Source organism: Micromonospora palomenae (assembly GCF_007829925.1).
Classification (GTDB): Bacteria; Actinomycetota; Actinomycetes; order Mycobacteriales; family Micromonosporaceae; genus Micromonospora; species Micromonospora purpureochromogenes.
Genome location: NZ_VIXA01000002.1, coordinates 139,630 through 153,350 on the forward strand (window position 1 = coordinate 139,630; position 13,721 = coordinate 153,350).

At 75.7% G+C, this 13,721-nt stretch carries 12 protein-coding genes; 7 read left to right on the forward strand and 5 right to left on the reverse strand.

Features of this window, described 5'->3' with window-relative positions; genetic code table 11:
* Positions 1-34: 34 nt before the first annotated feature.
* Entirely contained in the window at positions 35-1,195 is a 1,161-nt protein-coding gene (locus FHX75_RS11585; protein WP_154939265.1) for a GNAT family N-acetyltransferase, read from the forward strand.
* Complete coding sequence (locus tag FHX75_RS11590) at positions 1,192-2,301, forward strand: GNAT family N-acetyltransferase (RefSeq protein WP_154939267.1); 1,110 nt, start codon at positions 1,192-1,194, stop codon at positions 2,299-2,301. The genes FHX75_RS11585 and FHX75_RS11590 overlap by 4 nt, the downstream gene beginning before the upstream one ends.
* 73 nt (positions 2,302-2,374) lie before the next feature.
* Here FHX75_RS11590 and hpf read toward each other — a convergent pair whose 3' ends face one another.
* The 5 genes from hpf to mtrA all read right to left on the reverse strand — a co-directional run bounded on the left by hpf (position 2,375) and on the right by mtrA (position 8,223).
* Entirely contained in the window at positions 2,375-3,001 is a 627-nt protein-coding gene (hpf, locus tag FHX75_RS11595; RefSeq protein ID WP_154939269.1) for a ribosome hibernation-promoting factor, HPF/YfiA family, read from the reverse strand.
* A gap of 245 nt (positions 3,002-3,246) precedes the next feature.
* On the reverse strand, positions 3,247-3,954 hold the full coding sequence (locus FHX75_RS11600) for a ComF family protein (RefSeq protein ID WP_154939271.1): 708 nt from the start codon (positions 3,952-3,954) through the stop codon (positions 3,247-3,249).
* Between the two features lie 7 nt (positions 3,955-3,961).
* Entirely contained in the window at positions 3,962-5,782 is a 1,821-nt protein-coding gene (locus FHX75_RS11605) for an LpqB family beta-propeller domain-containing protein (protein WP_154939273.1), read from the reverse strand.
* On the reverse strand, positions 5,779-7,461 hold the full coding sequence (gene mtrB, locus FHX75_RS11610) for an MtrAB system histidine kinase MtrB (RefSeq protein WP_246158265.1): 1,683 nt from the start codon (positions 7,459-7,461) through the stop codon (positions 5,779-5,781). The genes FHX75_RS11605 and mtrB overlap by 4 nt, the downstream gene beginning before the upstream one ends.
* A gap of 72 nt (positions 7,462-7,533) precedes the next feature.
* Complete coding sequence (gene mtrA, locus FHX75_RS11615) at positions 7,534-8,223, reverse strand: MtrAB system response regulator MtrA (RefSeq protein ID WP_154939275.1); 690 nt, start codon at positions 8,221-8,223, stop codon at positions 7,534-7,536.
* 224 nt (positions 8,224-8,447) lie between these two features.
* Between mtrA and FHX75_RS11620 the strand changes: the two genes are divergently transcribed.
* Genes FHX75_RS11620 through FHX75_RS11640 form a run of 5 tightly spaced genes read left to right on the forward strand, consistent with a single transcriptional unit; the run spans position 8,448 to position 13,690 of the window.
* Complete coding sequence (locus FHX75_RS11620) at positions 8,448-9,299, forward strand: hypothetical protein (RefSeq protein WP_154939276.1); 852 nt, start codon at positions 8,448-8,450, stop codon at positions 9,297-9,299.
* A complete protein-coding gene (locus tag FHX75_RS11625; protein ID WP_154939278.1) occupies positions 9,296-9,970 on the forward strand; it encodes a DUF4129 domain-containing protein in 675 nt (224 codons plus the stop codon). The genes FHX75_RS11620 and FHX75_RS11625 overlap by 4 nt, the downstream gene beginning before the upstream one ends.
* Positions 9,967-11,394 carry a DUF4350 domain-containing protein gene (locus tag FHX75_RS11630; RefSeq protein WP_154939280.1) on the forward strand — a complete coding sequence of 476 codons (1,428 nt, stop codon included), beginning with the start codon at positions 9,967-9,969 and terminating at the stop codon, positions 11,392-11,394. The genes FHX75_RS11625 and FHX75_RS11630 overlap by 4 nt, the downstream gene beginning before the upstream one ends.
* A 59-nt stretch (positions 11,395-11,453) precedes the next feature.
* The gene (locus tag FHX75_RS11635; protein ID WP_425463508.1) at positions 11,454-12,383 is read left to right on the forward strand and encodes an AAA family ATPase; all 930 of its coding nucleotides are present in this window, start codon (positions 11,454-11,456) and stop codon (positions 12,381-12,383) included.
* On the forward strand, positions 12,380-13,690 hold the full coding sequence (locus FHX75_RS11640; protein ID WP_154939284.1) for a DUF58 domain-containing protein: 1,311 nt from the start codon (positions 12,380-12,382) through the stop codon (positions 13,688-13,690). Before FHX75_RS11635 ends, FHX75_RS11640 begins: the two co-directional genes overlap by 4 nt.
* Positions 13,691-13,721: the final 31 nt, after the last annotated feature.

Genomic DNA, 13,721 nt, shown 5'->3' on the forward strand with positions numbered 1-13,721 from the left:
CGCCCACCGCGAACGATCCGGCACGATGACTCGGATGGAGCCTGTGGAGATCATCGAGGACGGCCTGCTGCTGCGCCCCTGGCAGGCCACCGACGCGGACGCCGTGCACCGCGCCTGCCAGGACCCGGACATCCAGCGCTGGACCACCGTACCGCGCCCGTACCTGCCGGAACACGCCCACGGGTTCGTCACCGACCGGGCCCCGACGGCCTGGGCCGAGGGCTCCGGGGCGCCGTTGGCGGTCTGCGACGCCGGCACCGGCGAGCTGCTCGGCTCCTGCGGCCTCGTCTCGATCCACCGCGACCTGGACTCGGCCGAGATCGGCTACTGGACCGCGCCCTGGGCGCGCGGGCGGGGCGTCACCGTGCGGGCCACCCGGGCGGTCGCCCGCTGGGCGTTCGACGCGCTGAAGCTGCGCCGGCTGGTCTGGCAGGCCGAGGTCGGCAACCACTACTCCCGGTTGGTCGCGCTGCGCGCCGGCTTCCGGGTCTCCGGCGAGCTGCGGCTGGCCCACCCGGCCGAGGGCGGCCGGACGGCCGGCTGGATCGGCTCGCTGCTGCCCGGCGAGGTGCCCGCGCCGGGCGAACCCGGGCCGGCCGGCCCGGACACCCTCGACGCCCGCCGGGCCGCCGTCTTCGGCCGGCCGCAGCCGGTCCTCTTCGCCACGGCCGGCGACACCGAGCTGCGGCTGCGCCCGATGGAGGAACGCGACCTCGACGCCATCGTGGAGAGCTGCCGCGACCCCGACACGGTCCGCTGGACCACCGTGCCGCACCCGTACGAACGGGAGCACGCCGAGGGCTTCCTGCGGGACTTCGCCGAGGCGGCCTGGGCCCGGGGCACCGGGGCGTACTACACCGTCGCCGACCCCGACGACCGGTACGTGGCCTCGGTCGACCTGCGCATCGGCCCCGACCCGCTGGGCGGCAACGTCGGCTTCATGACCGCCCCGCACGCCCGGGGCCGGGGCTACATGCCCGCCGCGGTGGGCGCGCTGGCCGCCTGGGGCTTCACCACCCTGGGCCTGGCCCGGATCGAGTGGCTGGCGCTGGTCGGCAACACCGCCTCCCGCCGGGTGGCGGAGAAGGCGGGGTTCTCGTTCGAGGGCACCGCCCGGGCCCGGCTGACCGCCCGCGACGGCGGCCGGGCGGACGCCTGGGTGGCCGCCCTGGTCGCCGAGGACCTGGCCCGGTGACCCCGGAGACCATCGAGGCGGACGAGGTCCGGCTGCGCCCGTTCCGGCTCGACGACGTCGTGGACACCGCCACCGCCTGCGCCGACCCGCTCACCCGGCGGTTCATCTCCGGCATGCCCGATCCGTACACCGAGCAGAGCGCCCGGTGGTGGATCACCGAGGGCGCGCCGGCCGCCTGGGCCACCGGCGGCGCCGCGTACGCGATCGCCGACCCGGCCTCCGACCGGCTGCTCGGCGGGATCGGGCTGAGCCAGCCGGTCCCGGCCCGGGGCCAGGCGGAGATCGGCTACTGGGTGGCGCCGTGGGCCCGCGGCCGGGGCGTGGCCACCGCCGCCACCCGCGCGCTGGCCGGGCACGCCTTCGCCGCCGGCACCGCCCGGCTGGAGTTGCTCACCCACGAGGAGAACGCGGCGAGCATGCGGGTGGCGCTCGCCGCCGGCTTCCGGTACGAGGGGGTCCGCCGGGCCGCGAACCCGACGCGCGGCGGCGGGCGGCACGACCTGTGGGCCTGGGTACGCCTCGCCGACGCCCCCGCCGGCCCGACGCCCCGGGCACTGCCGGACCTGCCCGACGGCCGGCTCACCGACGGCGTGGTGACGCTGCGCCGGCTGACCCCCGCGGACACCGACGCGCTGTACCGGCTGCACACGCTGCCCGAGGTAGTGGCGAGCCGGGTCCGGCAGGTCCCGCCGACCCGGGCGGCGATCGCGCGGCGCTGCGCCGTCGCCGAGAGCGAATGGCTGGTCGGCAGCGCGGCCGACGTCGCGCTCTGCGACGCGCGGACCGGGGAACTGGCCGGCGGCTGCGCGATGATCCACGACGAGCCGGCCACCGGCCAGGCGATGCTCGGCTACAGCCTGCTGCCCGAGGCGCGCGGCCGGGGGCTGGCCACCCGCGCGGTGCGTCTCCTCACCGACTGGGCCTTCGGACCGGTCGGACTCGCCCGACTCTGGGCCGGTACCGCGCCGGAGAACGTCGGCTCCCAGCGGGTGCTGGAGCGGGCCGGGTTCCGGCGGGAGGGGCTGATGCGGGGTCGGCTCCCCGGTCGGGACGGGCTCCGGGCGGACGCGGTGCTCTACGCGCTGCTCGCCGACGACCCACGTTGAACGCGCGCCGGCCACCGGAGCCGGGATGGGCGAACCACCCGGCTCCGTGACCGGCTGCGAGGGGTGGAAGGGGTCAGATGTCGAGCGAGATGATGCCGTAGTCGTACGCGTGCCGCCGGTAGACGACGCTCGGCCGGCCGGTTTCCTTGTCGTGGAACAGGTAGAAGTCGTGCCCCACCAGTTCCATCTGGAACAGGGCGTCGTCCACGGTCATCGGCTCGGCGGGGTGCACCTTGGCCCGGGCGATGTGCCAGGGCTGGTCGTCGTACTCGTCGGCGGGCTCCTCCTCGACCCGTTCGGCCACCGCGGTGGCCGTGGCGCCGGACGGCGCGGCCAGCTCGGCCACCGGCAGATCGGCGGTGGCGGCGGCGACGGAGAGCGGCGCGTGCCGGCCCCGGTGCACGCGGCGGCGGTCGGCCGCCCGGCGCAGTCGGGTGTCCAGCTTGGCGATGGCCGCGTCGAGCGCGCTGTAGAAGTCGTTCGTGCAGGCCTCCGCCCGGATCACCGGCCCCCGGGAGACACAGGTGATCTCCACGCGTTGGCAGGTGTCGGACTGGCGGGGATTGCGTTCGTGGAACAACTCCACGTCGACTCGGATGAGCTTGTGGTCGTAGCGTTCGATTTTTGCGAGTTTCTCAGCTACGTGCACCCGGTAATGGTCCGGCACTTCGACGTTTCGGCCCTTGACCACGATGTCCACGTGACCTCCCTTTTTCGGATGGTCGTCTGATCTTCAATCCGGTCGACCGACCCTGGGAGCATCCCTGTGGCGTCGACCGGTCAGGTACGGCTACGCCTCCTTCCACCGCCGGGGGTGGGTTTGGAACTCCTACCCCCGACAGCAAAACGCTAACTCCTGTTCGGCCGGCAGTCACCCCCAGTTGTCGAGAACGCTCAGGGATTTCACACCTCATACACCATGGGGTGAAACGGAAACACGAAGCGTCACCAATGGCGTCGTTTTTGCGTTGCGGCGAGCACCGCCGCGACGTTTGGCGTTATTCCCAGGCCCCGCAATGTGCGGGCCACCGCGGCCAGGGTCGCCCCGGTGGTGAGGATGTCGTCGAGCACCACCACGCTCCGCCCGCCGGCTTCGCGCCCGCCCCGGCCCGCGCGGCCCCGGAACGCCGACGCCGCCGCGGCGGCCCGCCCGGCGCTGTCCAGCGCCACCGAGTCGGGCCGGGGCAGCGCCCGCAGCGGCCGGGCCGTCCGCACGTCCCACCCCGCCCCGCGCAGCCGCCGGGCCGCGTGCCGCGCCAACCGACCCAGGTGGTCGCCGTAGCGGGACCGGGCCGCCGCCGCGGTGTCCGGCACCGGCACCAGCAGCACCGGCCGCGCCGGGCCCACCGCGTCGGCCACCACCTCGGCCAGCAGCGCGCCCAACGGCCCGGCCAGACCGTGCCGACCCCGTTCCTTGTACGCGAGCAGCGCCTCCCGCAACGGCCCGGCGTACGGGCCGAGGGCGTGACAGGGCGGCAGGTCGGGCGGGGCGGGGGTGGGGCGTACCGGGGCGGGACGCAGCGCCTGGAGCGCGTCGGCGCAGGCCGGGCAGAACCCCCGCCGGCTCGCCGAACCGGTCCGCCGGCAGCCCGCGCACCCGCTCGGCAGCACCAGGTCGGTCAGGTCCGCCCAGAGCCCGCCGACCGCCCGCACGACGCCCTCAGTACAGGAAGAAGGGGGCGGTCGGGCTGCCCGGGCGGACGCCGGCCGGTGGCGGCGTCACCTCCAGCACCTGGTCGCGCCGGATGGTGTCCGGCGAGGGATAGCGGTAGGCGACCCCGTTCGCCTCATACATGATCAGCGCGCTGGGCAGCGGCACCACCGGGTTCGTCGGGTACGCGGCCAGGTGCGTCACCCGGGCGCCCACGTCGGCCACCAACGCGGTCTCCAGCGCGCCGTCGGTGCTCACGTAGTAGACCGCCGAACGGTCCGCCGTACCGGCCACGACCAGGGTGTTCTCCGCCGCCCAGTCGACCGCGGACAGATCGCGCAGCGAGGTGGCCACCGCGCGGGCCGGGCCGACCGAGACCAGGCCGCCGGCCAGGTTCACCGCCGCCAGGTGGAGCCGACCCCCGATCACCAGGGCGAGCCGGTGCCCGTCCAGCGAGCCGGCCACCGCCGTCACCCGGCCGGAGACGGTCAACGGCACCGGGACCGTCCGGGCCCGGTCGTCGAAGCGGTAGAGCTGGCCGTCCGCGACCATCAGCCCGTACGGCTGGCCGGGGTCGAGCGAGCGCAGCCACACCGGGCGCCCGATGACGCCGAAGGTCTGGGTGCCCCGGTGGACGACCTGCACCGGGTCGGTGCCGGATCCGACGGCCAGCCGCTGCCGGCCGCCCGGGGCGCCGACCACCAGGGCGGCGAAGATCCTGTCGTCGACCCGGCTGAGCCCGGCCGAGACGACGTTGCGGTTGACGGCCGGCACGAGCGGAACGACCCCGCCGGCCTCGCCCGGGAAGCTCAGGGCGTGGACCGCGCCGTCGTAGACGGTGAACCGCTGCGGGGTGTCGTCGATCGGGTAGAGCGGGTGCGCCAGCCGGTGCTGCTTGAGGTCCGCGATCGCCACCCGGGACTGGTTGCGGGTGGTGAGCTGGAGCTGGCCGTCCAGCTCCGGCAGCGACCAGGCGAGCTGGATGCCGATCCTGCCCAGCTCGCGGTTGTCGTCACCCGGCAGTTCGAGGGTGACCTCCCAGCGGCCGTCCGTCTCGATCGCGTTGTTGATCAGCGCGGTACGGTCCGGCAGGGGCCGGGCAGCCGGGCGCAGCCACTCCGACGGGCCGGCGAGCAGCCACTTGACCACCTCGCTGACCCGCCGCCCGTCCGGCACCGCCAGCGGCAGGTAACGCTGGTCGGCGACCAGGCGGGTCTGGTCGGAGTTCCAGAAGTAGACCGCCTTGGTCTGGTAGTACTCCCGCAGCGCCTGCTCGCTGAGCAGCAGCACGTTCGGCGGGTCGGTGACGAAGAGGCCGGCCTCCTCGGTGCCCTGCTGCCCCGGCGAGACGGCGCCGCGCAGGGTGAACCGGTACTCCCGCTCGGTCGCCACCGGCTGTGCCAGGACGCCGTTGGACCGCAGCACGCCGATCTGCTGCACCCGCAGGAGCACGGAGAACAGCCCGTTGGCGTTCTCGGTGATCACCGGGTCCTCGGTCAGCCGGATGACGTTGACCGCGACCTCGCTGCCCTGCTTCTCCTGGAGGCGGCTCTTGTTCTCCGGCGCGATGAACTGCTTGACCCGCGCGTACGCCCGGTCCGGCTCGCCCGCCGCCGCGGAGAGGAAGTTGCGGACGAAGGTCTCCCGGTCGGTGCCGGCGGCCGCGCGGGCGGGCGGCTCGCTGCGGCGGAAGCTGGACGCGCCCGCCTCCACCGCCGGCCCGGACCCGTCCACCTGCACCTCGGTGTTCTCCGGGATGCCGCAGCCGGCCACGGCCAGCAGCGCGGCGCAGAGCGCCCCGGCCAGCGTCCGCCCGCGCGGCGCACTCATGAGCGCACCTCCGCCGCCCGGTCGTCGTCGGCCGGGGCCGGCCCGATGGCCAGCGCGCCCTCGCCGGCGGGGCCGATCGCCAGCAGGTCGCCGGGGCGGGGGCCGCCGAACGGCAACGCGGCGTCGGCCGGCACCAGCCGCAGCGGCGAGGTGGTGAGCCGGTCCCCGGCGCGGGCCGGCAGGGTGAGCCGGAACTGGGCGCCCTGCCCGGGCGCGCCCCACGCCTCCAGCCAGCCGCCGTGCAGCCGGGCGTCCTCCAGGCTGATCGACAGGCCCAGGCCCGTCCCGCCGGTCTGCCGGGCCCGGGACGGGTCGGCCCGCCAGAAGCGGTTGAAGACCAGCTTCTCCTCCCCCGGCTTGAGCCCGACGCCGTGGTCGCGCACGGTGATCGCGACGGCGGTCTGGTCCATGCCGAGGGTGATCAGCACCGGCTTCGCCTCGCCGTGCTCGACCGCGTTGCCGACCAGGTTGCGCAGCACCCGCTCGACCCGGCGGGGGTCGACCTCGGCGATGACCGGCGTGGTCGGCACGTCGAGGTGGATCGGTACGCCGACCCGCTCGGCCAGGCCGGCCAGCCGGTCGGCGACCCGGTGCACCACCGGAACCAGGTCGGTCGGCTCGGCGTCGAGCATGGCGAAGCCGGCGTCGAAGCGGCTGATCTCCAGCAGGTCGGTGAGCAGCTCCTCGAACCGGTCCAGCTCGGCCTGGAGCAGCTCGGCGCTGCGGGCGACGGCCGGGTCGAACTCGTCGCGCTCGGCGAAGATCAGATCGGCGGCCATCCGGACGGTGGTGAGCGGGGTACGCAGCTCGTGCGACACGTCCGAGGTGAACCGGCGCTGCAACCGGGACATCTCCTCCAGCCGGAGGATCTGCCGTTGCAGGTTGGTCGCCATCTGGTTGAACGAGGCGGCCAGCAGGGCCAGGTCGTCCTCGCCGTTGACCACCATCCGCTGGTCGAGCAGGCCGGCGGAGAGTCGCTGGGCGGTGCGGGCGGCCACCCGTACCGGGGTCACCACCAGGCGGGTGACCAGGGCGGCGAGCAGGCCGAGCAGCAGCACCAGGGCCACCCCGGTGGCGAGCACGGTGGCCCGGGCGTCGGCGGCGGTGGCGTCCTGCCGGGTCAGCGGCACCAGGTAGTAGAGCTCCAGCTGGCCGAAGCGGGTCGGCACCGGCGAGCCGTACACCAGGTACTTGGTCCTCGGGCCGCCGAGCCGGCCGGTGCGGACCTGGTGGGCGACCTTGCCGTCCGCGACGGCGGCCCGCAGCTCCCGGCTGATCAGCGGCCGGACGTCGGTCGCCGGGGAGGTCCGGGTCTCGATGATCCCCGCGTAGCTGTCGGCGGTGATCGCCACGACCACCCCGCTGGTCTGCTGCGGGTCACCGCCGGCCAGATAGTTGACCGTGCCCTCGATGGTGTCCTGGAGCTGGGCCTCCTGCGGCTGGCTGTAGAGGTTGAACTGCTTCGCCGAGTAGTCGCTGCCGCTGCGCAGCCGCAGCAGCACGTCGGTCTGGGCGTTCTCCACCAGGATGTTGGTGATCTTGTCGGCGATCAGGTAGGCGAAGCCGCCGACCAGCAGGCTGGAGGCCACCAGCGTGATGGTGACCACCCGCACCTGCAGCGACCGGCGCCAGGTCTGGTGCAGGCCGAGGCCCTGACTCACCAGGGCACGGCAGAGCACCCGCGCGGCGGGTCGCCAGCCGGCGGGGGTGCGGGAGTGGGGGGTCGGTGAGCTGGTCACGGTGCGACCAGGCTATCCGGTACCCGCCTTGTAGCCCACGCCCCGAACGGTGAGGATGATTTCGGGGCGCTCCGGATCCGGCTCGATCTTGGCGCGCAGTCGCTGCACGTGCACGTTCACCAGCCGGGTGTCGGCCGCGTGCCGGTAGCCCCAGACCTGCTCCAGCAGCACCTCGCGGGTGAAGACCTGGCGCGGCTTGCGGGCGAGCGCGACGAGCAGGTCGAACTCCAGCGGCGTCAGCTTCACCTCCTCGCCGTCCCGGCTGACCGTGTGCGCTGGCACGTCGATGGTGATCTGGTTGCCGGGCGGCCCGATCGTCAGCATCTCCGGGGCGACGTCCTCGCCGCGCCGCAGCCGGGCCCGCATCCGGGCGACCAGCTCCTTGGGCTTGAACGGCTTGACCACGTAGTCGTCGGCGCCGGACTCCAGGCCGAGGACCACGTCGACGGTGTCGCTCTTGGCGGTCAGCATCACGATCGGCACGCCGGATTCGGTCCGGATCGCCCGGGCCACGTCGATACCGCTCATACCGGGCAACATCAGGTCGAGCAGCACGATGTCGGGTCGATTGTCCCGGAACGCGGCCAACGCCCGTTCCCCGTCGGCGACGAACGAGGGCAGGAAGCCCTCGCTGCGCAGGACGATGCCGAGCATCTCGGCGAGCGCGGGGTCGTCGTCGACCACCAGTACCCGGGCTCTCATGGGATTTATGTTTCCATCCCCGTTCAGTTCGGTGGGATCGGCGTCACCCGGCACGGTACTGCCGTGAGTGGTGTCACCGCACGTCCCACGCGGAAGACCGCCGCCGAAGGTCATCTGCGAGGGCCGCGCGGCGTGCGGGTCCACCCGATCGGACGGGCCGTGTCACCATGATCCCCCGGGTGCCCGCCGCCCGCCACCGAGACCCGTCAGGAGCAGGAGTACGCGTGCCCGACGTCGGCCCGACCGCCGTGCTCCCGAGGCGCCCGCTCACCGTCGGCGAGCTGCTCGACTCGGCCGTGCTGCTGCTGCGTACCCAGGGCCGGCTGCTGCTCCCGCTGGGCGCCCTGTTCGCCATCGGCGAGCAGCTCCTGCTCCACCCCCTGCGGCTGGCCGCCGGCGTCGAGCCGCCGAGCTGGCTGCTCGGCGTCGACGGGTTCCCCGCGCTGTGGTTCCTGCTGGCCGTGGGCGCGGCGAGCGAGGCGGTGATCGTCACGCTGCTCGGCAACCCGGCTGCCCGGGCCGCCGGCGCCGCGCTGCTCGGCCGCCGCGCCGGCGTACGCGAACTGCTCCGCCCCCGGGATGCCCGCTACGGCGCCACCCTGCTCCTCGCGCTCCTGGTCGGCCTCGTCGTCATGCTCGCCGGCCTGATGGGCCCCCTCTGGTTCGTCGCGTACGCCCTGTTCGGCTCCGTCGCGGCCGCCCTGGCGGTGGACCGGGTGCCGGTGGAGCGGGCGGTCGGCCGCGCGGCGCGGCTCGCCGTGCGCGGCGGCGGGCAGGCCGGCGCCGTCCGGCTGCTCGGCTACCTCGGCTGGTGGATCCTGCGGATCGGCCTCGGCCTGGGCGTCCTCACCGGGCTCGACTCCCTCGACCTGATCGATCTCGGTGACCCGGCCCTGGCCCAGGTCGCCGCCATCACGGTCTGGGCCGGCGTGAACACCGTCGCCTACCCGGCGCTGGCCTGCCTGGACGCGGTGATCCACCTGGACAACCGGATGCGCACCGAGGGCCTCGACATCCGGCTCGCCCGCTCCCCGGCCGGCCTCGCCGAGCCCGTCCTGCTGGCGGCCGACCGATGAGCTTCAGCCGCTGGTGGACCGAGGCCACCGCCGCGCTCGGCGACCTGCTGCCGCTGCCGCTGGCGGCGCTGCTGCTCCTGCTGGCCGCCGGGCTGGCCGCGCTGGCCTGGTACCACTGGCCGGCGTGGGTGCCGCGCCGACTGCCCCGGCTCTCGCTCCGCCGGCGCCGCCTCCGGTTGCCCGGCCGCCGCCTCCGGCTGCCCCGATTCCGCTTCCGGCTGCCCCGGCTCCGGCTGCCCCGGCTCCGCTTCCGGCTGCCCCGCTGGCGGCGGCGCCGCCGGACCGGGTCCGCCGCCGAGACCCCGGAGCTGCCCCGGCCCCGGGCGGGCGACGCGGCGCCGACCCCCGGGCCGGCGCTCTCCCTGGCCGACCGGCTGGCCGCCGAGGGCCGCTTCGCCGAGGCGGTACGGGAACGGCTGCGCGGCATGGTCCGCCGGCTGGTCGCCACCGGAGCGGTCGAGCAGCGCCCCGGCATGACCGTCACCGAGCTGACCGAGGCGGCGGCCCGCAACCGGCCCCCGGTCGACCCGACGCTCCGCGCGGCGGGCACGATCTTCTCCGAGCTCTGGTACGCCCGGCGTACCGCCTCCGCCGAGCACGACCGGCGGATGCGGGAGCTCGCCGACGAACTGGACCGGGTGCTGGCCGGCGGTCCGGAGGAGCCGCGATGACCGCCACCGCCGCACCGCCGGCCGCCCCCTCGACCGCCCCGACCCCGCCCCGGCGGCGACGCCGCTGGCACCGGCTGGTGATCCCGTTCGCGCTGGCCGCCGCGCTGCTCACGATCACCGTGGTCACCCACGCGGTCGACCAGCCGGACGCCACGGAGCGGGGCTACCTCTCCCCGGTGGTGACCGACGACGACGGCGGCAGCCGGCTGGCCGAGGCGCTGCGCGGGCAGGGCGTCACCGTGCAGCGGGAGACGGACACCCTGCGGGCCCTGCTGGCGCTCGACACCGGGCCGGCGACGCTCTTCGTACCGGCGCCGGAGCTGCTGCACCCGGACACCGTCGGCGCGCTGGCCGACCTGCCGGCCGGCCGCCGGCTGGTCCTGGTCGACCCGTCCCTGCGGGTGCTGGAGTCGGTGGACCTGCCGGTGGTGCGGGCCGACCGGCGCTGGGCCACCCGGGCGGTCGCCCCGGACGCCGACGGGGTGCCCTGCCCGCTGCCCGAGGCCGCCCGGGCCGGCACCGCCGCCGCCCAGCTCCAGCGGTACGCCCCGCGCACCGGCTTCGCGAACACCCTGCGCACCTGCTACTCCGGCGGGCTGGTGCACCTGCCCTGGGCGGCCGACGTGGTGGTGATCGGCGCCGGCGACCCGTTCCGCAACGACCGGATCGGCGAGTGGGGCAACCAGGCGCTGGCCACCGGGCTGCTCGGCGGCCACGGCCGGGTGGTCTGGCTCGACCTGGACGGACCCGCCCCGCCCCCGCACTTCGGCACCGGCAGCAGCGGCGAACCCGCCTGGTCGCCCACCCCCGGCGGCTCGACCACCTACGGCAGCGGTGACGGCAACGGCGGGCAGCCCGGCGACGGCTACCCGGGCGGCTCCGGCGACTCCGGCGACCCGTCGGAAGGCGACGGCCCGTCCGCCGGCGACGAGCAGGACCAGGGGCAGGGCCCACCGCCGGACCGGCAGAACCCGCTCTGGGCGGCGTTCCCCGCCTGGTTCTGGGCGCTACTGGTGCAGCTCGCGCTGGCCGCGCTGCTGGTGGTGCTCTGGCGGGCCCGCCGGCTCGGCCCGCCGGTCGCCGAGCCGCTGCCGGTGCAAGTGCGCTCCGCCGAGACGGTCCTCGGCCGGGCGCGGCTCTACCAGCGCGCCCGCGCCCGTGGCCCGGCCGCCGACACGCTGCGCGCCGCCGCGCTCGACCGGCTCGCCGCCCGGCTCAACCTGCCCGCCACCACCCCGCCCGCGGAGGTGGCCGCGCTGGTCGCCGCGCGGACCGGTGGCACCACCGACGAGGCGCACGAGCTGCTGTACGGCGGGGAGCCGTCCTCCGACGCCGAACTGCTGGCACTGGCCCGGTCGCTGGACCGGGTGACCCGTACGGTCGCGGCACCCCCCGACCACCCGATCGAAGGAGACCTCCGGTGACCCACCCCGTCGCATCCGCCGCGACCGCGACCGCCGGCGCGGACGACGCCCGGGCTGCCCTGCACCGGCTGCGCGCCGAGGTGGCCAAGGCGGTCGTCGGGCAGGACGCCGTGGTCACCGGGCTGGTGATCGCGCTGCTCTGCCGGGGGCACGTGCTGCTGGAGGGCGTACCGGGAGTGGCCAAGACGCTGCTGATCCGGACGGTCGCCGCGGCGCTGGACCTGGATTCCAAGCGGGTGCAGTTCACTCCCGACCTGATGCCGGGCGACGTCACCGGGTCGCTGATCTTCGATCCGCACACCGCCGCGTTCACCTTCCGGGAGGGGCCGGTCTTCACCAACCTGCTGCTCGCCGACGAGATCAACCGGACCCCGCCGAAGACCCAGTCGGCGCTGCTGGAGGTCATGGAGGAGCGGCAGGTCTCCGTCGAGGGCGCCCGCCGGCCGCTGCCCGACCCGTTCATCGTCGCCGCCACCCAGAACCCCATCGAGTACGAGGGCACGTACCCGCTGCCGGAGGCGCAGCTGGACCGGTTCCTGCTCAAGCTCACCGTGCCGCTGCCCACCCGGGACGAGGAGCTGGGCGTGCTGCGGGCCCACCACGCCGGCTTCGACCCGCGGGACCTGGCCGCCGCCGGCGTACGACCGGTCGCCACCACCGCCGACCTGGCCGCCGCCCGGGAGGCGGTCGGCCGGGTGTACGTGGCCGAGGCCGTCCTCGGCTACATCGTGGACCTGTGCCGGGCCACCCGGGCCACCCCGGCGCTGGAGCTGGGCGCCTCGCCCCGGGGCGCGACGGCCCTGCTCAACACGGCCAAGGCGTGGGCCTGGCTGGCCGGGCGGGACCACGTCACCCCGGACGACGTCAAGGCCACCGCCCGGCCGACGCTGCGGCACCGGCTGCGGCTGCGCCCGGAGGTGGAGCTGGAGGGCGTCGGCGTGGACGCGGTGCTGGACACGGTGCTCGCCACCGTGCCGACGCCGCGATGACCTGGCGGGCGGCCGTCCTGCTGCTGGGGGGCGCGCTGACCCTGCCGGTGTGGCCGGACCCGTTCCTCGGGGTCGTCCTGATGACCGGCGCGGTGCTGCTGCTCTGCGCCCTGGACTGGGCGCTGGCCGCGCCGCTGCACGCGGTCACCGCCACCCGCGAGGGCGACCGGACCGTCCGGCTCGGCGGCACCGCCACCGTCGCGCTGCGCCTGACCAACACCTCCGCCCGTACGCTGCGCGCCCAGGTCCGCGACGCCTGGGTGCCCTCGGCGGGGACCCGGCCGGACGTGCCACCGGAGCGGGTCGTGCCGGTGCCGGCGGGCGGCGACGCGCTGCTGCCCAGCCGGCTCACCCCGACCCGGCGCGGCGACCGGCCCGCGGTGGCCCTGGCGGTGCGCTCGCTGGGCCCGCTGGGGCTGGCCTTCCGGCAGCGCGCCGGGCGGCCGGTCACCCCGGCCTGGACGCTGCGGGTGCTGCCGCGCTTCGACTCCCGGCGGCACCTGCCGGAGAAGCTCTCCAGGCTGCGCGTGATCGACGGCATGCAGGTCACCCGGGGACGCGGCCAGGGCACCGAGTTCGACACCCTGCGCGAGTACGTGGTCGGCGACGACGTCCGCTCGATCGACTGGCGGGCCAGCGCCCGGCGCGCCGACGTACTGGTCCGCACCTGGCGGCCGGAGCGGGACCGCCGGCTGGTCTGCGTGCTGGACACCGGCCGCACCTCGGCGGTACGCGTCGGCGACGAGCCCCGGCTGGACACCGCGATCGACGCGGCGCTGCTGCTCACCGCGCTCGCCGCCCGGGCCGGCGACCGGGTCGACCTGATCGCCGCAGACGCCGCGATCCGGGCCACGGTCACCGGCAGCGGACGCCCCGCCCTGCTCGGCAAGCTGGTGACCACGCTGGCGCCGCTGCAACCGGCGCTGGTGGAGACGGACTTCGAGCTGATCGTCGGGGAGATCCTCCGCCGGGAGCGGCAACGCAGCCTGGTGGTGCTCTTCACCGCCCTGGAGGCCGGCGCGCTGGGCGAGGGCCTGCTGCCGGTGCTGCCCCGGCTGGCCGCCCGGCACCGGGTGGTGGTGGCCGCCGTGCACGACCCGGTACTCACCCGGCTGACCACCGCCGCGCCGACCCGGCCCGAGGACGCCTACGCGGCGGCGGCGGGCTGGCGGGCGCTGGCCGAGCGGGACCGGGTGCGCGCCGCCCTCGCCCGGTACGGCGTGACCGTGGTGGACGCCCCGGCGGACCGCCTCGCCCCCACGGTCGCCGACACCTACCTCCGCCTCAAGGCCCTCGGCCAACTCTGACCACCCGGCCCTCCCGGCGGTCCGGGTGGTG